The sequence below is a fragment of the Actinoplanes xinjiangensis genome (genome assembly GCF_003148685.1).
Taxonomy (GTDB): domain Bacteria; phylum Actinomycetota; class Actinomycetes; order Mycobacteriales; family Micromonosporaceae; genus Actinoplanes; species Actinoplanes xinjiangensis.
This window is the reverse complement of sequence record NZ_QGGR01000005.1, coordinates 377,984-398,668: the sequence shown is the minus strand read 5'-3', so window position 1 is coordinate 398,668 and position 20,685 is coordinate 377,984. Positions and strand designations below refer to the sequence as shown.

The window sequence follows — 20,685 nt, the reverse complement described above, 5'->3', positions numbered from 1 at the left end:
ATGGATTCGCTGAAACAGCGCCTGCGAGCCCGCTACGGCTGGCTGCCACTCGAGGAGATGCGCAACAAGGTCGTACTCGGGCACACCGCGGTAGGTCTGGGCCGGTTCGAGCGGTCCGAGATCCGGCGACTCCTGACATCCATGCCCGGGGGCGTCCGTCCCACCGCCCGCGTCGCCACCGTCGTGCTGACCTATAAGCGGCCCGAAGGGGTCCTGCGGGCTGTTGAGTCGGTGCTCTCCCAGACAGTCCAGGACCAGGTCGTGATGGTGGTGGACGACGGCGGAGGCCAGCTGCCGGAGTTCCCCGCGGACCCGCGGTTGCACGTGGTCAGTTTGCGGCACAACATCAACGTGCTGGGAGTCAGCCGAAACATCGGCATGGGCCTGACCGACTCGCGTTACGTGGCGTTCCTCGACGACGACAATACGTGGCACCCGCACCATCTGGAGACGGCTCTCCATCGGCTCGAGAACACGGCGGCCACCGGTCCACAGCCCGATGCCGTCTACACGGCCATGCTCCGGATGCTGCCGGACGGGACCCAGCACGACGTGCTCTCGGTGCCGTTCGACCGCAAGCTGGCCTGGGAGCGGTGCTTCCTGGACACTAATCCGCTGGTCGTCCGGCGGTTGCCCGGCATGCGCTTCAGCCGTCTGCGCCGTAGCTCGTCGGTTGCTCCCAAAGAGGACTGGGAGTTCATCTACCGGCTCAGCCGCCGGCACCACGTCGAACACATCCCGGAACCGACCGTCAACTACGCCGTGAATCCGAACAGCTACTGGACTGCCTGGGAGATGTCATGATCGCCACTCGGCGCAAGTATCTCCTCACCGCGGGGCTGGCCGTCCTGCTGGCGGTCGCGTTGGCCGCCGTGGTGCTGCTCCGCGACCGGAGTGCCGAGCCCACCGCAGGCGCCAACACGGCCACCGGCACGTCCGGTTCGGCGCCGACCGGACCGACCGGATTGCCGGGTGCGGGTTCCCTGCCGTCCGGCGTGCCGTCCGCGTCCGGAGCTCCCGCCCCGGCTGCCGAGCCGACCGGTGCTCCCACCAAGACCGCGGCGCTGGCCGTCAACGCGACCGGCGGCGGGCGGTACCCGGCGCGGTTCTCGGTCGGGGCTCCCGGAGTGAAGCCCTACAAGCAGTCGGACGCGAGCCTGCCGGTTCCGAAGGGCTACAAGGTGTTCCTGCCGCACAACAAGGAGAGCAAGGAGTGGGACCTCTACGACTGCAATGGCACGGTCAACCTCGATCGTAAGTACTTCAAGGCCTTCATCTACATCGGCACCAGCTGCCACGGCACGGTGAACATCACCAACTCGATCATCGCGCCGCCGGCGGGCTCGGCGAACCGGGCGATCCTGGTGAACGCCGACGGCTCGGGCACGCTGAAGCTGAACCTCACCAACGTCACCATCCGGCCGGAGCCGGTCGGGCTGGGTGAGAAGAGCGTGCCGTTGAACGACCACGCGATCAACGACTGCGCCACCTGCACGATCACGATGAACCGGGTCGACGTGGCCAACACCGGTGGCATGTGTCTCTGCGGCGCCCGTACGACCATTCGCCACAGCTGGCTGCACGACAACTACATCGCCAACCTCAGTGATCCGTCCGCGGCCCACACCGGCGGGGTCTTCCCGTACGGCGGCACCGGCCCGATCACCATTGAGAACAGCCGCCTGGAGCCGGGCGTCAACGCGCACACCGGCAAGCCGGTGGCGAACTACTGGAAGGCGATCACCGCCGTCCTGTTCACGCAGAGCGTCGACGGGTCCAAGTTGCAGAACTACTCGGTCCGCAACAGCTTCATCTCACTCGGTGCCTACGGGCTCTACGCCCAGACCGGCGTAGATCTCAAGATCACTGACAACGTTTTCGGTCCGACCCACTGGGATCCGGCCGGCGGTTGTGACTCCAATTGTTCGACCACTTACGGGGAGTGGTCGAACAATGTCGTCGGATCCATCGACGGCGTACCTACCAAGAAACAGGTTCCAAAACCGAAGTAGCCCTAAAAACGGTTTACCTGTCCCGAATGGACCGCTGGGTTCTTTGTGCCCGCTGTCCGGTGATCTCCCGTTTCCATGAAAAGAGAGTCGAGTGATCCACAGACTCGCCACAGGCGCGGTGTCCGCGCTGATAATCGCAACCGCGATTCTGACACCGGCAGTGGTTCTCGCTGCCGATGACCCGTGCGGCGTCAATTCCAATCCGATCGTCTGCGAGAACTCGAAGGAAGGTGTCCCCCTCGAGGACTGGTACGGCGACAGTTCCTGGGGCGACATCGGTGGCTTCACCACGAAGGTGAGCGTCCAGCCCGGCGAGACGCTCCAGCTCAAGGTGAACTCCCCGACCACCTTCACGGTCAAGTTCTTCCGGCTGGGCTACTACGGCGGCGACGGCGCACGTCAGATGCCGAGCTCGCCGACCACGACGTTCCCGGCCAAGGTTCAGGACGAGTGTCTGAAGGACCCGGCTACCGGTCTGGTGGACTGCGGCAACTGGGACACCAACGTCAACTGGACCGTGCCGTCCGACGCGGTGTCCGGCGTCTACCTCGCGATCCTCGATCAGGGGTCCGGCCGGGGCTACTCGCCGTATCCGTTCGTCGTGGCGGACGACGACAGCGACTCCGACATCCTGGTGCAGACCTCGGACCAGACCTGGCAGGCTTACAACAAGTGGGGCGGCCAGAACTTCTACGAGGGTGGTGGTCCGGCTCCGGACGGCCGCGCGTACAAGGTGAGCTACAACCGGCCGATGCGGATCGCCGGTGACAACGCCATCCTGTCCAGCGAGTATCCGATGATCCAGTGGCTGGAGCGCAACGGGTACGACGTCAGCTACGCCTCCAACATCGACGTGTCGACGAAGCCGTCCCTTCTGCAGGACCACAACGTCTATCTGTCGTCGGGGCACGACGAGTACTGGGACCAGGGCATCTGGGACAACGTCAAGCAGGCCCGCGCCGATGGTGTCAACCTGGCGTTCTTCAGCGGCAACGAGGCGTTCTGGCGCACTCGGCTGGAGCCGTCGATCGCCACCAGCGGCGGTACCAACCGCACCCTGGTCTCCTACAAGTCGACCAAGATGAAGATGACGCCGCCGAACGGCGTCGCCGACCCGAGCGGCCAGTGGACCGGTACCTGGATGGACCCGGCGGGCGCCGGGACCGGCGGCAACAAGCCGCAGAATGCGATCACCGGTACGCTCTTCTCGGTCAACGGCTACCGCAACGACGCCATGACGGTGTCGTCGGAGTTCAAGAACCTGCGGCTGTGGCGTGACACGGCGATCGAGGACCTCAACTCCGGCGAGGTGGCGACGTTCCCGGCCGGCACCCTCGGCTACGAGTGGGACTCCGACGTGGAGAACGCCGCCCGGCCGCCGGGCATGATCCGCTTCTCGGCGACGACCCTCCAGATCACCGACGGCACCCTCCTGCTCGACGAGGGCAACAACTACGGCAACGGCGTCGCCACCCACAGCGTCGTCATGTACCGCGACCAGGTCTCCAACGCGCTGGTCTTCGGCGCCGGTACGGTGCAGTGGTCCTGGGGCCTGAGCGCGCTGCACACCGGTCCCGCCAGCTCCGAGGACCCGCGGATGCAGCAGGCCACCGCCAACGTGCTCGCCGACATGGACTCGCTGCCCAAGACGCTGCAGTCGAACCTGACGATGCCGACCAAGTCCACCGACACGGTGGGGCCGGTCGTGAACATCGCCGCGCCCACGACGGGTGCGACGGTGCCGGTGCTCTCCGCGTTCACGATCAGCGGCACCGCGTCGGACACGGCCGGTCAGCTCGGCCGGGTCGAAGTCTCCGTCGACGGCGGCAGCACCTGGCGTGCGGCGAACGGGCTGGGGAACTGGACCTACACCTGGACCCCGACCGCCCAGGGGGCGGCCCAGATCAAGGTGCGTGGCATCGACGACAGCCTGAACTTCGGGGCGGTCAAGACCGTCAACGTGACGGTGGGGTCGCAGGCGTGCCCGTGCACCACATACACCTCGTTCGACGTCCCGACGAACGTCGACTCGCATGACGGCTCGGCGAACGAACTGGGCGCCAAGTTCCGGGTGTCCGTGCCCGCCACCGCGACCGGCGTGCGGTTCTACAAGGCGCCGACGAATACCGGAACCCACATCGGCAAACTGTGGACCACCAGCGGGCAGCTGCTGGCCTCCGGTAACTTCACCAACGAGAGCGCCAGCGGCTGGCAGACCATGCAGTTCAGCCAGCCGGTGCAGCTCGCCGCGAACACGACCTACATCGTGTCGTATTACACCCCGACCGGGCACTACTCGTACACCAGCGCGTACTTCAAAGCCAAGGGTGCGGGCGACGGCGTGGTGAAGCAGCTCCAGTCAGGGGTCTCCGGTGCCAACGGTGTCTACAAGTACGGCTCCGGCGGCGGGTTCCCGAACTCGAGCTGGAACGACACCAACTACTGGGTGGACGTGGTCGTCGACACCGCGTCGGCGGTCACCACGCCGCCCGTGGTGACGGTCAAGACGCCGGCGGCCGGCGACGTCGGAGTCGCCCGCAACACCGCGGTGACGGCGACGTTCGACCACGATGTCGACCCGGAGCAGCTGACCTTCACGCTGAAGGCCGGCAGCGCCACGGTCCCCGCCAAGGTCTCGTACAACGACACGACCCGTAAGGCCACGCTCCGGCCGGACAACGTACTGGACGCAAGCGCCCAGTACACCGCCTCGGTGCAGGCCACCGATGTGTGGGGCAACACGATGTCCTCGCCGGTCACCTGGTCGTTCACCACCAGCACCGGGGTCTCGTGCCCCTGCTCGGTGTTCAGCGCGGCGTCGACCCCGGACGTGGAGAGCGCCGGCGAGGCCAACGCGCTCGAGCTGGGGATGCGGTTCACCTCGGCGGTCGACGGCTACGTCACCGGTGTCCGGTTCTACAAGGGATACCGCAACACGGGCACGCACACGGGCACGCTGTGGTCCGCGAGCGGGCAGGAGCTGGCGACCGGTACGTTCGCCAACGAGACGGCGAGCGGCTGGCAGACGCTCCAGTTCGCGACCCCGGTGCAGATCACCGCGAACACGCAATACGTCGTCTCGTACCACACGGACGTGGGCTTCTATTCGTACAGCGGCGCCTTCTTCACGCAGGCGCGGAGCTCGTACCCGTTGACCGGGGTGGCCGACACGAGTGCCGGGCGCAACGGGTTGTTCAAGGCCAGCGCGACCCGGGCGTTCCCGACGTCTACCTGGAACGCGAACAACTACTGGGTCGACGTGGTCTTCACCACCACTGCACCGTGAGTTGAACGGGCCCGGCGCCGGACGGCGCCGGGCCCGCCATTTTTGATGGGGGAGAACAAAGGTGAGTTCGGTCAGCGTCGTGATCCCGTGCTACAAGTACGGTGATTACCTTCGGGCATGCGTGGACACCGTGCTCGACAATCCGGGTGTCGACGTCCGGGTGCTGATCATCGATGACGCGTCACCGGACGACTCGGCGGCGAAGGCGCGTGCCATCGCCGAGGCCGATCCCCGTGTCGAGGTCCGGGTGCACGAGCAGAACAAAGGGCACATCGCCACGTACAACGAGGGCCTTCTCGAATGGGCCGACGGTGACTACTGCGCGCTGCTGTCCGCCGACGACATGCTGACGCCGGGCGCGCTCACCCGTGCGGTCGCGTTGCTCGACGCGAACCCCCAGGTCGGGTTCGCCTACGGGCACCCGGTGCATTTCCAGCATCCCGGCCCGCCGCCGCCGGCGAACACCGGCAAGGGCGGCACCAGGGTCTACAACGGCCATTGGTGGCTGGAGCGGCGTTTCCGGGAGGCGACCGGCTGCATCACCTCACCCGAGGTGGTGGTGCGAACCGACCTGCAGCACAAGGTCGGCGGGTACGACCCGGAGCTGCCGCACGCCGGTGACATCGAGATGTGGATGCGGCTGGCCGCGCACGCCGATGTCGGATATGTCCAGGCCGACCAGGCGTACTACCGGTTGCACGGTAAGAACATGTCGGCCACCGACTTCGCCGGGCAGCTCGACGACCTGCGGCAGCGGAAGACCGCCTACGAGGCGGTGCTGACCAAGACCCGGGATCTGCTGCCCGAGGCGGACCGGTGGGACGCGATGGTCCACCGGCGGCTGGCCCGATTCGCCCTGCGGCGGGCGGTCCGGGCCTACGACCGCGGCCGTACCGCCACCGTGCCCGAGGACGAGCTGGTGGCATTCGCGGCCGAGTGCTGGCCGGAGTACCGGAGTCTTGCGGAGTTCCGTGGTCTCGAGGTCCGCCGGAAAGTGGGTGCGAAGACCATGCCGTACCTTCAGCCCCTGGTTCTCTCGGCCGTGGCGTCGAAGGGGCGCGAGTGGCTCTGGTGGCAGTCCTGGCGCCGGCGCGGCATCTGATGCAACGGAAAAGGGGGCCCGTGAGGGCCCCCTTTTCCGTATGCCCGGATCAGCGGCGCAGCGGTACGACCGTGGTCGTGACGATCTTGGTCTTGACCACGTGCTCGGCCGGCACCGAGCTGACGATGACCGCGCCCGAGGCGACCGCAACGTCGTCGCCGATCACCACGTCGGGCTCGATGACGATGCCGGTACCGAACCTGGTCCGGCTGCCGATGGTGACCTTTCCGGAGGTGTAGACGGAAGGGCCGGTGGCGTTGTCGTCGCCGATCACACTGTGGTGGTCGAACGAGTTGTAGGCCGAGAAGAAGTTGTTGTCACCGACCTGAACACCGGTCGCGACGTGGCAGAACGCACAGATGATGTTGCCCTGCCCGAGGCGCACGTCGGTCGCGATCTTCGCGGTCGGGTCGATCGCGTTGGCCAGCGGGACACCGGCCTCCTCACAGGTCTTGCGGAACTTCGCCCGCACGGCCGGAGACCTGCCGATCGCGATGACCGCCGCGTCGAAGACGCCCGCCGCGAAGAGTTCGGTCAGCCGCCCGCTGCCGCCGACCACCGGTACCCCGTGCACCTCGGCACCCCATCGGGCCGCGTCGTCGTCGACGATGGCCACCGCCTGCTGTGTCCTGCTGCCGGCCAGGATGTCGAGTACCTGGGTCGCGCCGAGCGCAGCCCCGATGATCATGATCCGCTGTCGGCCGGGTGCACCGGCCAGCGGCGGCGGGAGATCGTCGACGGCCACCGGGGCCGCTACGACTGCGGCTTCGACGTCCTTGACCGTGATCAGGCGGTCCAGCTTCAGGCCGGCCAGGTCCACCCCTAGATCGGCGGCCCGCTGCACCGCCTTCACGGTGGCTCGCGGTCCCTCCGACGAGGTGGCCGCGGCTGCGGCCGCGGCCTCGGCGGTCACATAGGCGTCACGGGCCGCGACATCGTCGAAGAGCACCGCGACCGGGTCCTTCAGGGGTACCTCGGTGCCCTTGGCGGCCTTGTGCAGCAGCACACCGGTGACCGGGGCGAGGACCTCGAGGACCGACTTGCTCGTCTCCACCTCGGCGAGCAGCTCATCCTTCTCCACCTCGGCACCGTCCTCGGCGAACCACATCACCAGGATGCCGTGCTCGCTGTTGACGTCGTTGGTGGGCACCAGGACGGGATTCACGAAGTCTCCTTCACGCGGCGGCGGCGCGGATCGCCGCCTCGATGCGGGCACTGCCGACGAGCACGTCGGCCTCCTTCGTCTTCGACGAGGGGATGATCGTGGGCTCGCTGGCCACGACGTCGACGGGCCGGCCGAGCCGGCCGAACAGGCGGCGGGAGATCACCGACGCGGCCTCCGAGCCCCAGGACCAGCCGTCGGCTCCCTCCTCGACGGTGACGAGGCGGCCGGTGACCGACACCGAGCGCTCGACCGGCGCCCAGTCCATCGGGGCGATCTGTGCCGGCACGATCAGCTCGGCGAAGATCTCCTCCTCGACGGCCAAGCGCTCGATCACCTGCGCGGCGAGCATCGCCTGGTAGCCGTACGCCAGGACGCTGACCGAACAGTCCTCGACGGGCACCGCGGAGAGCCGGATCGTCGGCAGCATGCCGGGCGACGCGTCGCTGGAGGCGATCAGGTCGCCGACCCGGCCGTTGACCGGCAGCGTCACATGCTGCGGGTAGAGCAGCTTGTGCTCGACGTAGAGCACCGGCTCGTCCCGGGACAGGAAGTCGGTGAAGACCGTCCGCGGGTCGTGGTACAGCGACGCCGCGACCACCCGCAGGTGCGGGACACCGAGGAAGTGCTTCTCCAGGCTCTGGCTGTGCGTCGGGCCGTAGCCGCGGTGGCCGCCGGTCGCCGCGCGGATGATCACCGGGCAGGTCGCCTGCTCGGCGTACATCGCCTGGTATTTGGTGATGTGGTTGACGACCTGGTCGAACATCAGAGTCAGGAAGTCACCGAACATCACCTCGGCGATCGGCCGGTAACCGGCGAGTGCCAGCCCGGCCGAGATCCCGGCGATGGCGCCCTCGCTGATCGGCGTGGTCCGGACCCGCTGGGGGAAGGCCGTCGACAGGCCCCGGGTCACCTTGAAGGCGCCGCCGTACGGGTCGGCGATGTCCTCGCCGAGCAGTACCACCCGCCGGTCGTCGCCGAGAGCGCCGCGCAGCGTGTCGTTGAGTTCCTTCGCGAAGATCACGCCAACGCCCTCGCCGTCGCCACGACCTCGCTCAGCGCGGTCTCCACCTCGTCGTCGATCCGCAGCCGGTCGATGTCGTCGAGCCGGCGCCCGTGCACCACCAGCGGTTCGACCAGCCAGTGCGCGTCGATCTCCTCCTGTGGCCGCTCGTCGTCGCTCTTCGAGTGGTGGCAGAGCCGGTAGGTGTGGATCAGCAGTACCCGGGGGCCGTCGCCGGAGCGGACCGCGGCGATCTCCTCGCCGGCGATCGTGCTCAGCTCCGCCACGTCGGTGCTGTCGACCTCGCGGACCGGCACGCCGAAGGCGGCGAACCGGGCGGCCATGTCACCGGCCAGGTTCGCGGCGACCGGGGTACTCTGCGCCCACCGGTTGTCCTCACAGACCACCAGCAGCGGCAGTTTCCACAGAGCGGCCATGTTCAGCGTCTCGTAGACAACGCCTTCGCCGAGTGTCCCGTCGCCGATGAACACCACGCTCACCGCGGTGTTGCCGTCGAGCTGGTTCGCCATCGCGATCCCCGCCGCGTTCGGCACGATGCCGCCCTGGACGCCGTTGGACTTGAAACCCGGCGCGCAGATGTGCTGGCTGCCGCCCATACCGCGGCAGACACCGGCCTCCTTGCCCATGATCTCGGCCATCAGGCCCAGCGCATCCCCGGAGTGCGCGAGATAGTGGCCGTGGCAGCGGTGGTTGCTGAAGATGTGGTCACCGGCCGTGAGGTGCTCGGTGACCGCCACCGCGTCCGCCTCCTGGCCGATGCAGGCGTGTGTGGTGCCGTTGAGCGCACCCTCCTCGAACAGCTGGAGCAGCGTCTCCTCGAACCGCCGGATGAACCGCATACGCCGGTACCTCCGGTGCGCGAGCGGTTCGCCGGGAAACCCGGTGAGCCGCTCGTCGGTCCCGGCCGGCCCCGGCGCGAGCACCGTCGAACTCAAAATGCCTCCCCCTGGCCCGCCCCACGGGGCGGAAGATCTCATCGCGCCCGACGATACCGATGAGGCCCACCGCTATGGACACACCTTCAGACACGGTGGGACCGCCGGGGATCGGCTAATACGAGCCGAACGGACGGATCGCCCCACCCTTCGGGGGGCATCGCCCCGAACAACGCTGATTACAGTAGTCGAGGTGATCGCGGGCGTGCCGTGAAGGAAAACACCGGTGCCGGATAGTCGTCACTGAGATGCCGGACGCGCTTGCTCGGCGGTACGGTCCCGTCCACTCAAGACAGCCAGTACCCGGGGAGAACACAACTCATGATTCCGCTCGTCGATCTTCAAGCTGCCCACGCCGAGGTCGCCGAGGAGGTGGAGGCCGGGTTCAAACGGGTACTCGCCACCACCGGCTTCATCGGCGGACCCGAGGTCGCGGCGTTCGAGCGTGAGTTCGCCGAGTTCTCCGGCGCGGCGCACTGCGTCGGTGTCGCCAACGGAACCGATGCGGTAGAACTCGCCCTGCGGGCTGCCGGGGTGAAGGCGGGCGACGAGGTGGTCGTGCCGGCTAACACGTTCGTCGGCACGGTGGAGCCGGTCGCCCGGATCGGTGCCCGCGTCGTGATGGCTGACATCGACCCGGAGACCTACCTCGTCGACGTCAAGGCGATGCTGGCCGCGATCGGCCCGAAGACGACCGCCGTCGTGCCGGTCCACCTCTACGGGCAGCTCGCCGCCGCCGACGAGCTGCGGGCCGCACTGGCCGGTAGCGGCGTCGCGGTGGTCGAGGACGCCGCCCAGTGCCAGGGAGCGCTGCGCCACGGTCGCGGCGCGGGCGCCGACGGCATCGCCGCCACCAGTTTCTACCCCGGTAAGAACCTCGGGGCGTACGGCGACGCGGGCGCCGTGATCACACCGGACGAGGAGCAGGCCACTCTGGTCCGGACGCTGGGCAGCCACGGCGGCCTGAAGAAGTACATCCACGACGTGGTCGGGGTCAACAGTCGCCTCGACGCACTCCAGGCCGTGGTGCTGCGGGCCAAGCTGGCGCGGCTCGCCGGGTGGAACGCCGCCCGCCGCGCGGCCGCCGACCGCTACCACGAGCTGCTGTCCGGCCTCGACGTGGTCCGCCCGGTCACCCTCGACGGCAACGAGCACGTCTGGCACCTGTACGTGATCCGGGTCCCCGGCGGCCCCGATCGCCGTGACGCGGTACTGGCCAGGTTGCACGAGGCCGGGGTCGGCGCCGGCATCCACTACCCGTTCCCGCTGCACCTGACGCCCGCGTTCGCCGACCCGAAGTACCCGGCGGGCAGCTTCCCGCACGCCGAACGGGCGGCCGGTGAGATCCTGTCGCTGCCGCTGTACCCGCAGATCACGGTGGCACAGCAGGAGACAACCGTGCGCGCGCTGGCCGCCGCACTGGAGGACTGAGAGCACCACGTGTACATCTCCATCCGAGACCGGCCAGCCGCTGACGGGGCGGGCGGTCCTCGTGGCCGGCGCCCCCGTGTGGCGGCCACGGTTTTCCTGCTCGGCACGGTCAGCCTGCTCACTGATGTGTCGTCGGAGATGGTGGCAGCGGTTCTTCCGCTCTACCTCACCGCCGAACTCGGGCTCAGCCTGATCGCGTACGGCGTCGTCGATGGTCTTTATCAGGGTGTCAGTGCCCTGGTGCGGATCTTCGGCGGTTACCTGAACGACCGGTCGAACCGGCCCAAGTGGATCGCCGTGGCGGGGTACGGCGTCTCCGCGGTGAGCCGGATCGCCTTGATTCCGGCGCACGGCTTCGCGGCGATCACCGCCGTGGTGACCGCCGACCGATTGGGCAAGGGGTTCCGGACCGCGCCGCGTGACGCGCTGATCGCGGACGTCTCCGAGCCGAGCGTGCTCGGCCGGGCGTTCGGCGTGCACCGCATGATGGACACCGTCGGTGCCGCGCTCGGCCCGTTGGTCGCGTTCGGGCTGCTGCTGCTCGTGCCCGGCGACTACAACTCGGTGTTCGTGGCGTCGTTCGCCTTCGGGATCGTCGGTGTCGCGGTGCTGGTGCTGTTCGTGCCTGATCGCCGCACCGCGGGTGGGGGCCCCGGCCTGCCGCTGCGCCGGCTGTTCGGCGAGCTGACCAGTCCCCGGCTGCGGCGGCCGCTGCTCGCCGTCGGTGTGCTCGGCCTGCTGACCGTCGGCGACGGGTTCCTCTACCTGTCACTACAGCACCGTGACGACTTCGCGGCCCGCTGGTTCCCGCTGATGTACGTCGGCACCAACCTCGTCTACCTGCTCCTCGCCATTCCCGTGGGCCGGCTGGCCGACCGGATCGGGCGCGCTCGGGTGTTCGTCGGCGGCCACGTGGCGTTGCTCGCCGTCTACCTGGTGGCCGCCGCCCCGAGCGGCGGGCTCGCGCTCACCCTGCTGGCGCTGGGTCTGCTCGGCGCCTACTACGCCGCCACCGATGGCGTGCTGCCCGCCCTGATCAGCCCCCGGGTGCCGGCCGCGGCGCGGGGGAGCGGGATCGCCGCCGCGCAGACCGTCGTGGTGCTGGCCCGGTTCGCGATGTCCCTGGCGTTCGCCGTCCTGTGGCAGTTCATGGGCCCGTCCGCGGCGCTGTACCTGGCCGCGGTGCTGCTCGTCGCCGGGATCGTCGTCGGCGCCAGGCTGCTGCGGGGTGTCGACCAGGCCGAGCCGGTCGAGGAGGCCGCATCATGAGCCTCCGAGTGAAACTCTCGGTGTTCGGTGTCGTCCTCGTGGCGTCGGCGACCGGCACGGCGGCCTTCGTCGTCCACACCCGTCAGGAACGGGAACGCCAGGTCGCCGCCGCGCCGTCGGTGCCGGTGACCGACCTGACGCTGGTGTCCCAGCAGGCCCGGATCATCTTCCGCAGCACCGCGATCGGCGACGACTACGGCCGGGTCGCGGTCGTGCCGCTGGACGACCCGGACGGGGCACGGGCGTTCACCCCGGCCAGATGCGACCGGGTCTACTCCCGGCAGGGCGAGGCGGTCTGCCTCTACTCGAAGGCGGGCTTCGTCACCACGTACCGTGCCGAGGTGCTCGACGGGAGCTGGGCGGTCCGCCGGGACCTGCCGCTGTCCGGTGTGCCGAGCCGTACCAGATTGTCACCGGGCGGCGACTGGGTGGCGACCACGACGTTCGTCGCCGGCCACGCCTACACCTCGCCCGGCGAGTTCTCCACCGAGACGCTGGTGACGCCGCTGGCCGGTGGCGACAGCCTGAACCTCGAGGACGACTTCACGTTGCTGATCGACGGCAAGCGGAACAACTCGCAGGACCGCAACCTGTGGGGTGTGACGTTCACCGGCGACGGCGACCAGTTCTACGCCACCGCCGCCTCCGGCGACAAGACATGGCTGGTTCGTGGCAGCCTGAAGACCCGCGAGCTGGTGGCGCTGCGCGAGGACGCCGAGTGCCCGTCGCTGTCGCCGGACGGCACCCGAATCGCGTTCAAGACCCGCAACGGGCAGGCCGAAGGGCAGTGGCTGATCGCCGTCTACGACCTGGCCACCGGGCGCAGCACCCTGCTCGCCGAGAAGCGCAGCGTCGACGACCAGATCGAGTGGCTCGACGACGACCGGGTCCTCTACGGGATGCCGCGTTCCGGCAACGGGCCGTCCGCCAGCGACGTCTGGACCGTGCCCGCCGACGGCAGTGGCTCCGCGGCCCTGTTCATCCCGGACGCCTGGTCGCCGGCCGTGGTCCGCTGACGGCCGGGCGCCCAGTTCTTCCATCCCATCGCCGGACGCTCGATGAGGTGCCAGGACGGGACGGCCAGCGCGAACGTGCCCACGGTGGCGAGCAGGACGTAGGCGACCAGGCCCAGATCGGGAACGCCCACCAGGGCGAGTAGTTGCTGTACCGGAAAAGCATAGATATAGAAACCGTACGAGTAGTCCTGATGGCGGCCGATTCGGCGGAACGGGCGTGGTAGCCGGACGGCCAGCCACAACACCAGGTATGCGAATGCCGGGTAGCCGAGAACGGCGAATCCGCCGAATTGCAGCGTGCCGGCCAGCAGTAAGGTGGCGATGATCGCGCCACCGTCGTTCAGTACGATCCGGCGCCGGTACAACTCGAACAGGGCACCGAGGACGAAGATGTACGTCAGGTAGATCAGTGAGTAACTGTCCAGGCCGCCGATGCCGAGGAAAGGGCCGTGCTCACCCTGCGGGCCGGGGATCTGCGGTGCCCGCAGGAAGTCGCGGACGACCAGGGCCAGGCCGGCGGCGGCCATCAGGACGACCACCCAGCGGGCCCGGCGCAGCACGCCCGCCAGTGCCAGACCGGCGACCATGACGTAGCAGAGAACCTCGTAGAGCAGGCTCCAGAGCGACCCGTTGAAGACCGAGGTTCCGGTCCGGGTCCCGTACGGCGTGTCGAGCAGCAAGCCGGAGATCCCGTACTGCCGGATCGCCACGAACGCGTTGTTCAGCACATATCCGAGCGGGCCCCCGGGCTGGGTGAACAGGCCGGTCAGGCTGCCTCGCTCGATCAGCGCCACCACCGGAGCGAAGACGAGCGCGGTGACCAGCAGGCAGACCCACAGCCCGGGCAGGATCCGCAGACCGCGGTGCCACAGGAAACGCGCCAGCGGGAGCCGGCCGCCGCTGCGGGTGATCAGGAAGCCGGAGATCGTGAAGAAGCCGAGGATGCCGATCTCACCGAGCCCGACCTGGCCGTTGCTGATGCCGGCGCCGGGGTCGTCGCGTCCGTAGCCCAGTGGCAGGGAATGTGAGACGAGGACGGCGAAGGCGAACAGCAGGCGCAGGAAACCGAAGCTGTTGTCCGGGGTGGAGAAGGCTGAGTCCACGGTTCGCCGGGACCAGATCCGAGACAGCATGACAGGGAGTAAACCACGGCATGGAATCGTGTTTCCAGGACGTCGGAAGAAAGACACACCCGACTGCGAAATTGAAAGGAAAATGTCGGATTTGACGCTGCCGTCCTTGCTTTCTCTCCAGCCCTTGCGGCGACTAGGGTGAGCATATGATTGGAATTCTGTGGTGAGGTCGTTCCTCGCGATTTCCGGGGCGCCCGCCGCGGCCCCGTCAGCAGCCGTCCTGGCTCATCTGACCGGCACTCCGGTCGTGACCCGCACCGGCGGCGGCTGGGTGGCGATGGACGGCGCCGACCCGGCGGACCGGACGGATCCGGCGGGCTCGTTCACCGTGCGTCTGGGAAAGGCGGTCCGCACACGCACCGCCGACGTCTCCACCGAGTCGCTCGCGGTGCTGCTGCGCGACGGCGTCAAGGCGGATGGTGACCAGCTCGCCGCGCTGGTCCCGCCGTTCGCCGCGGCCCACAGTGACGGCCCGTCGTCGCCGGTCGTCGCGGCCACCGACTGGCTCGGTTTCCAGCAGCTCTTCTGGTGGCAGGGCGCGGGTGTCGCCGCCGTGTCCACCAGCGCCCTTGCGCTCGCTGCGCTGGCCGGTGCGGCCGTGGACCGGCAGGCGCTCGCCGTCCAGAGCCTGGTCGGCTGGCAGGTCGGTCTGCGCACCGTGTTCGCCGGCGTCGGGAAGGTCCCGGCCGGGTGCCTCGCGGTGCTCGACGACGGGCGGGTCGTCCTGCACCGCTACGTCGAGGAGTCCCTCGCCGTGGACGGTCCGCCGCCCTCGGTCGAGGCCGCCGCGGCCGAGCAGGCCGAGATCATGGTCGAGTTCCACAAGGCCTACCTGCGTGATCACCCCGAGTCGGTGCTCCAGCTGACCGGCGGGCAGGACACCCGTGTCCTTCTCGCGGCCATCCCACCGGAGTTGCGCAAGGGTCTGGCCGCGCTCACGCTCGACGTGCACGGCGGAGCCGACTCCCGGTTCGCCACCCGTCTCGCCGACCTGACCGGGATGAACCTGCACGTCCACTGGCTCGACGAGGGGCCCGCGGTCACCCCGGCGGAAGCCCACGATCTGGCGGTACGGGCCGCGCACGACCTCGACTGCATGGCCAGCCCGCTCGCTCTCGCCCCGCTGCTGCGTGCCGAGGCCCAGCTCGACCAGGGCCACCGGCTGTCCGGGCTGGGTGGCGAGACCTGCCGCGGCTTCTACTACTTCGGCCAGCCCGGCGGCGCCGTCACCGGCCCGAAACTGATCGAGAAACTGGCGTCCTGGCGGCTCTACGCCAACGAGGCCGTCGACCAGGGCGCCCTCGACCCGGAGTTCGCGGCGACCGCACGGGCCGATGCCCTCGACCTGATCACCGAGTCGTTCGAGGGTTACCCGTCCGAGTGGCTGGCCGCGACCGATCACTTCTACCTCTACCAGCGGATGCAGCGCTGGTCCGGTGCGCACGGCTCGGTGGCGGCGGCGAACCGGCACTTCATCAACCCGATGTTCGACCGGCGGTTCATCCAGCTGGCCCATGCGGTACGGCCGGAGGAGAAGCGCAACGGGCTGCTCACCGGGCGCCTGATCAGTCTGCTCGACGCGGAGCTGGCCGCGGTGCCGCTGGACTCCGGTCTGATCCCGAACCGGCTGGGCAAGCCGGGGCTGGCGGCGCGGACCGCGGCGTACCGGGTGACCGCGCAGAAGGCCGCCCGCAAGGTTCGCCAGAAGCTGCGGGGCCGGGGCCGGCCGCAGCTCGGAGCCGCCGAGATGGCCGCTCTCGTGGTCGCGCACTGGCGGGCGCAGCCGGATGTCGCCGCCCCGCTGCGCGCCACCGGTCTGGTCCGTGGCGCCTGGCTCGACGAGGTCCTGACCGGTGGGATCACCCCTGAGCCCGCCACGGTCGCCTTCCTGATCAACCTGCTGGTGATCAGCGGCAAGGACTGACGCCCCACACGACGACGGCCGTCACCCCGGTGAGGGTGGCGGCCGTCGGGCGTTCGTCGTTCAGTTCGCGAGGCTGCGCAGGACCCCGACGATGTGGTCCTGGTCCTCGTGCGTGAGCTTGTGGTGCAGCGGCAGGATCAGCGACTCACGCGTGATCCGCTCGGTGACCGGCAGCGGTCCGGGCGTGACGTCGGCGTAGGCCGGCTCCAGGTGCGCCGCCATGATGCCGCGCCGCGCCGAGACGCCCTTGGCGGCCAGCTCGGTCAGCACCTCGTCCCGGCCGGTCCGGAAGCCGTCCAGCAGCACCCAGAACGACTGGTAGTTGGTCTGCCCGTAGGCCGGGTCCCGGACCGGCACCAGGCCGTCGATGTCGGCCAGCAACTCCTGGTAGCGGGCCGCGAGCTGCCGCCGCTGGGCGACCAGGCCGGCCAGCTTGCCGAGCTGCACCAGGCCGACCGCGGCCTGGATGTCGGTCATCCGGTAGTTGAAGGCGGTCTCCAGGTACGCCTCCAGCACCGGCTGCTTCGCCGCGTGCCGGTCGGCGGCGGAGACGTTCATGCCGTGCTCACGGAGCCGCTTGAGGCGTACCGCCGCCTCCGCGTCGTCGACCGTGACCATGCCGCCCTCACCGGTGGTGATGAGCTTGCGCGGATGGAACGACCACGCGGCCACCCGGGCCCCGGTGCCGGCCGGTGCGCCGTAGGCGGTCGAGCCGGCCGCGCACGCGGCGTCCTCGACCAGCCCGATGCCCCAGCCGTCGGTGGCCTTGCGCAGCGCCGCGGTGTCGAACGGCACGCCGCCCTGGTGCACCGCGATGACCGCCCGGGTCCGCTCGGTACGCACCGCGTCCACCGTCTCCACGGTGAGGTTGCCGGTGGCCAGCTCGACATCGGCGAAGACCGGCGTGGCACCCACGTAGCGGACCGCGTTGGCGGTGGCGATGAACGACAGCGACGGCACGACGACCTCGTCGCCGGGCCTGATGTCGAGCAGCACCAGCGCCAGGTGCAGGCCGGTCGTGCAGGACGACACGGCGACACCGTGCCCGGCGCCGACGGCGGCCGCGAACTCCTGCTCGAACCTCGCCACCCGCGGACCCTGGGCGACCCAGCCGGAACGGATCGCCTCGGCCGCGGCCTGGGCCTCCTCTTCCCCGAGGTCGGGGATCATCACCGGGATCACTTGGAGGACCGCCACCAGTCGACGAGACCCTCGAGGCCCGCGTGCAGACTGAGCTGCGGCTTCCAGCCGAGCTTCTGCTCCGCCCGGGAGATGTCGGCCAGGCGCCGGGTGACGCCGTTGACCGCGCGGGCCGGGCCGTGCTCCGGGACGAGGTCCGACTTCATCACGGCGCTGAGCGCGGCGGCCAGGTCCTTGAGGCTGGTCTCCTCGCTGGCGGCGATGTTGAACACGTCGTCGGTGACGTCCGCCTCGGCGGCCAGGATGTTGGCGCGGGCGATGTCGGCCACGTGCACGAAGTCCATGGTGGCGAGGCCGTCACCGAGGATCAGCGGGGGAGTGCCCGCCTCGATCCGCTCCATCCAGCGGATCAGCACCTCGGTGTACAGGCCGTGGATGTCCATCCGCGGGCCGTACACGTTGAAGTAGCGCAGCGCGACGTAGTCCAGGTCCTTCATCGCCTTGAAACTGCGCAGGGTGGCCTCGTTGAACGCCTTGGCCGCACCGTAGAACGTGTCGTTGTTGTACGGGTGGTGGCGCTCGGTGGTCGGGAACTGCTCGGCCAGCCCGTAGACCGACGCCGACGACGACGCGACGACCTTCTTCACACCGGCCTCGGCGGCCGCCTCGATGACGTTGAAGGTGCCGTCGACGAGCACCTCGTTGGCCAGCCGGGGCTCCTCCGCGCACTGGGTGATGCGGATCGCCGCGAGGTGGAAGACCAGATCCTTGCCCTCGGTGAGCGAGCGGACCAGCTCCCGGTCGCGGATGTCGCCCTCGACCAGCTTCACGCTGTCGCCCTGGGCGAGCGCCCAGGCCAGGTTGTCGCGCCGGCCGCGGACGAAGTTGTCCAGGACGACGATCTCCGCGGCACCGCCCCGGACGAGCTCGTCGACGACGTGCGAGCCGATGGTGCCCGCCCCGCCGGTGACCAGGGCCTTGCTGCCCTTGATCGATACGCCAGTCACGCCACGTGCCCTTCGTTCAGCTTGATCATGGTTCCGCCCTCGGCGAGGCTACGCGAGGCGGCCTGGAGGATCTCCAGGACCCGAAGGCCGGATCGACCGTCGGTGAGGGCCGGAGTACCGGTGGTGATGGCCCGGGCGTACTCGTCGACCATGGTCCGCAGCGCCTCACGTTCGGTGAGCGCGGGGGAGACCACGTCACCGGACCGGTACGACACCAGGATGTCGCGCCGCTGCTCTTCGCCGAGCTCCTCCGGGGAGGCCACGTCGACGCCGCGGTCGTAGATGGACAGCCGCTGGCTCGGGTTCAGGTCGTCCCACACCAGGGTCCGCTTCGACCCGCCGAAGATCGCCGTGCGCACCTTCACCGGGGACAGCCAGTTCACGTGGATGTGGGCGATCGCGCCGGTGTTCAGCTGCAGCGTGAGATAGGCCACGCAGGCCCGGCCGGCACCGATGCCGTCGGCCCCGTGCGCGGCGACCGCGACCGGGCGCACCGACGGCGGCAGCACGAAGTCGAGGATCGACAGGTCGTGCGGCGCCAGGTCCCAGATCACGTCGATGTCCCGCTGGACCAGGCCCAGGTTGATCCGTACCGAATCCAGGAAGTGCAGCTCGCCCAGCTCGCCGGCGGCGAGCAGATCGCGGATCCGCAGCACCGCCGGGGTGTAGCAGTAGGTGTGGTCGCACATCAGCGTCAGGCCGCGCCTGTCGGCCTCCTCGACCAGCTGGAGACCCTCCTCGTGGGTGGCCGCGAGGGGCTTCTCGACCAGCACGTGCTTTCCGGCGCGCAGCGCGGCCATCGCGACCGGCAGGTGCGTGCCGGCCGGGGTGGCGATCGCCACGGCGTCCACCGACGGATCGGCGAGGACCTCGTCGAGGTCGGCCGACACCTGCACCGTCGAGTAGCCGCCGAGGACCCGCCGGGCCCGCTCGACGTCGAGGTCACACAGCCAGCGCAGCCGGAAGTTCGGGCTGCTCTGGAAGTTGCGGACGAGGTTGGGGCCCCAGTAACCGGCGCCGATGACGGCCACACCGATGGGAGCGGGGAGCGGAGAAGTCACGAGCATCCGTTTCGTCGGAGATTGGGCGGGAACGCGTCCGCGCAGAGTGGACGGACGGTGCCGACGCAGTCCGTCGGGAAAGCTATCGATCCGCCGCAGCCGAGCGCCAGTCGGCGAGGGGAATTCCGGCGGAGCTGGGGGTCATCGCGTCCCTTCGGCCATTCGGGGTACGCCTGTCGGTCAGCGAGCACGCAGCCCAACGGTCAGAACGGCGGCGGATCGTCGTCTTGCTGACATCGGTTCGGAGTCTGAGCAGCTAGCCTGTGCCCGGTTCTGGCTGATCTTCCGGAAGGCTCCCCATGACCGTCAATGTCGCTCCGACCGCCGATGTGGACGAGCGGGCCTCGATCGGCGCCGGCACGCGGATCTGGCACCTCGCCCAGATCCGGGAGAACGCCACGCTCGGCACCGACTGCAACGTCGGCCGCGGCGCCTACGTCGGCCCCGGCGTGGTCATCGGCGACAACGTGAAGCTCCAGAACCACGCGCTCGTCTACGAACCGGCCCGCCTCGGCGACGGCGTCTTCGTCGGCCCGGCCGCGGTCCTCACCAACGACGAGTACCCGCGGGCGGTGACCCCCGACGGCCGCCTCAAGACCGGCGACGACTGGACCGCCGTCGGCGTCACGATCGGTGACGGCGCCGCGATCGGCGCCCGTGCGGTCTGCGTCGCGCCGGTCACCGTCGGCCGGTGGGCGCTGGTCGCCGCCGGTGCGGTCGTCACCAAGGACGTCCCGGACTTCGCCCTGGTCGTCGGCGTTCCGGCCCGTCGGGTCGGCTGGGTCGGCCGGGCCGGTCGCCCGTTGGTCGCCAAGGACGGCAACCTGTGGGTCTGCCCCGAGACGGCCGCCGAATACGTCGAGGCGGAGGGCATCCTCACCGAGCGTTGATTTTGTACGCCCTACGTAGAGTGCTGTTCCCCGCATCGCGATGCACGCCTTGAGCCAGGCCGGCCGCGCGACCGCCGGACGTACGCGATGGCCTTGCCTGCTCGTGTTCACTTCCTCGTGGTGAGCCCGGCCCGCGCCGGTCACGCTCCGGAGTGTTTCGAATCGGTTGCGTAACCATGGGCCTTTACATCGGTGATCTTGCCTGTTTAGATGAGCCGATTCTGCGAGGCCTGCGTACGGGGGAACGGCAATGCTTGCTGTCCAAAATCGGTTGACACGGCATTTGGCCGTGC

The 20,685-nt window shown here is 69.2% G+C and carries 15 protein-coding genes; 8 read left to right on the top strand and 7 right to left on the bottom strand.

All coding sequences use genetic code 11. The features are described from left to right. The 4 genes from BC793_RS14100 to BC793_RS14085 all read left to right on the top strand — a co-directional run bounded on the left by BC793_RS14100 (position 1) and on the right by BC793_RS14085 (position 6,400). The gene (locus BC793_RS14100) at positions 1-804 is read left to right on the top strand and encodes a glycosyltransferase family A protein (RefSeq protein WP_109592936.1); all 804 of its coding nucleotides are present in this window, start codon (positions 1-3) and stop codon (positions 802-804) included. Next, positions 801-2,012 (top strand): hypothetical protein, encoded by a 1,212-nt coding sequence (locus BC793_RS14095; RefSeq protein WP_109592935.1) that lies wholly within the window; start codon positions 801-803, stop codon positions 2,010-2,012. The genes BC793_RS14100 and BC793_RS14095 overlap by 4 nt, the downstream gene beginning before the upstream one ends. A gap of 91 nt (positions 2,013-2,103) precedes the next feature. Further along, positions 2,104-5,298, top strand: a complete 3,195-nt coding sequence (locus tag BC793_RS14090; RefSeq protein WP_109592934.1) for a DUF4082 domain-containing protein — start codon at positions 2,104-2,106, stop codon at positions 5,296-5,298. 61 nt (positions 5,299-5,359) lie between these two features. Then, positions 5,360-6,400 carry a glycosyltransferase family 2 protein gene (locus tag BC793_RS14085; protein ID WP_307784570.1) on the top strand — a complete coding sequence of 347 codons (1,041 nt, stop codon included), beginning with the start codon at positions 5,360-5,362 and terminating at the stop codon, positions 6,398-6,400. A 49-nt stretch (positions 6,401-6,449) separates the two neighbouring features. On the opposite strand, the gene BC793_RS14080 is transcribed toward BC793_RS14085, so the two are convergent. Genes BC793_RS14080 through BC793_RS14070 form a run of 3 tightly spaced genes read right to left on the bottom strand, consistent with a single transcriptional unit; the run spans position 6,450 to position 9,521 of the window. After that, the gene (locus tag BC793_RS14080; RefSeq protein ID WP_109593053.1) at positions 6,450-7,565 is read right to left on the bottom strand and encodes a biotin/lipoyl-containing protein; all 1,116 of its coding nucleotides are present in this window, start codon (positions 7,563-7,565) and stop codon (positions 6,450-6,452) included. Between the two features lie 10 nt (positions 7,566-7,575). After that, a complete protein-coding gene (locus BC793_RS14075; protein ID WP_109592933.1) occupies positions 7,576-8,586 on the bottom strand; it encodes an alpha-ketoacid dehydrogenase subunit beta in 1,011 nt (336 codons plus the stop codon). Beyond that, complete coding sequence (locus BC793_RS14070) at positions 8,583-9,521, bottom strand: thiamine pyrophosphate-dependent dehydrogenase E1 component subunit alpha (protein ID WP_239169997.1); 939 nt, start codon at positions 9,519-9,521, stop codon at positions 8,583-8,585. The genes BC793_RS14075 and BC793_RS14070 overlap by 4 nt, the downstream gene beginning before the upstream one ends. Positions 9,522-9,842: 321 nt before the next feature. Between BC793_RS14070 and BC793_RS14065 the strand changes: the two genes are divergently transcribed. Together BC793_RS14065 and BC793_RS14060 are read left to right on the top strand one after the other, a co-directional pair. After that, positions 9,843-10,952: a DegT/DnrJ/EryC1/StrS family aminotransferase gene (locus BC793_RS14065; protein WP_109592931.1), complete on the top strand. Its 1,110-nt coding sequence runs from the start codon at positions 9,843-9,845 to the stop codon at positions 10,950-10,952. Between the two features lie 78 nt (positions 10,953-11,030). Next, entirely contained in the window at positions 11,031-12,221 is a 1,191-nt protein-coding gene (locus tag BC793_RS14060) for an MFS transporter (protein WP_239169996.1), read from the top strand. 892 nt (positions 12,222-13,113) lie between these two features. Here the strand turns inward: BC793_RS14060 and BC793_RS14050 are convergent. Continuing rightward, on the bottom strand, positions 13,114-14,370 hold the full coding sequence (locus tag BC793_RS14050) for an acyltransferase family protein (RefSeq protein ID WP_109592928.1): 1,257 nt from the start codon (positions 14,368-14,370) through the stop codon (positions 13,114-13,116). A gap of 163 nt (positions 14,371-14,533) precedes the next feature. On the opposite strand from BC793_RS14050, the gene BC793_RS14045 reads away from it, so the two are divergent. Next, positions 14,534-16,294 (top strand): class II glutamine amidotransferase domain-containing protein, encoded by a 1,761-nt coding sequence (locus BC793_RS14045; protein WP_146246269.1) that lies wholly within the window; start codon positions 14,534-14,536, stop codon positions 16,292-16,294. A 60-nt stretch (positions 16,295-16,354) separates the two neighbouring features. Here BC793_RS14045 and BC793_RS14040 read toward each other — a convergent pair whose 3' ends face one another. Genes BC793_RS14040 through BC793_RS14030 form a run of 3 tightly spaced genes read right to left on the bottom strand, consistent with a single transcriptional unit; the run spans position 16,355 to position 19,502 of the window. Continuing rightward, positions 16,355-17,491 (bottom strand): DegT/DnrJ/EryC1/StrS family aminotransferase, encoded by a 1,137-nt coding sequence (locus BC793_RS14040; protein ID WP_239169995.1) that lies wholly within the window; start codon positions 17,489-17,491, stop codon positions 16,355-16,357. Continuing rightward, the gene (locus BC793_RS14035) at positions 17,473-18,441 is read right to left on the bottom strand and encodes an NAD-dependent epimerase/dehydratase family protein (RefSeq protein ID WP_203896186.1); all 969 of its coding nucleotides are present in this window, start codon (positions 18,439-18,441) and stop codon (positions 17,473-17,475) included. Before BC793_RS14035 ends, BC793_RS14040 begins: the two co-directional genes overlap by 19 nt. Beyond that, positions 18,438-19,502: a Gfo/Idh/MocA family protein gene (locus BC793_RS14030; RefSeq protein ID WP_239169994.1), complete on the bottom strand. Its 1,065-nt coding sequence runs from the start codon at positions 19,500-19,502 to the stop codon at positions 18,438-18,440. Before BC793_RS14030 ends, BC793_RS14035 begins: the two co-directional genes overlap by 4 nt. A 299-nt stretch (positions 19,503-19,801) precedes the next feature. Here BC793_RS14030 and BC793_RS14025 point away from each other — a divergent pair, with 299 nt between their 5' ends. Further along, the gene (locus BC793_RS14025; RefSeq protein WP_109592925.1) at positions 19,802-20,392 is read left to right on the top strand and encodes an acyltransferase; all 591 of its coding nucleotides are present in this window, start codon (positions 19,802-19,804) and stop codon (positions 20,390-20,392) included. Positions 20,393-20,685: the final 293 nt, after the last annotated feature.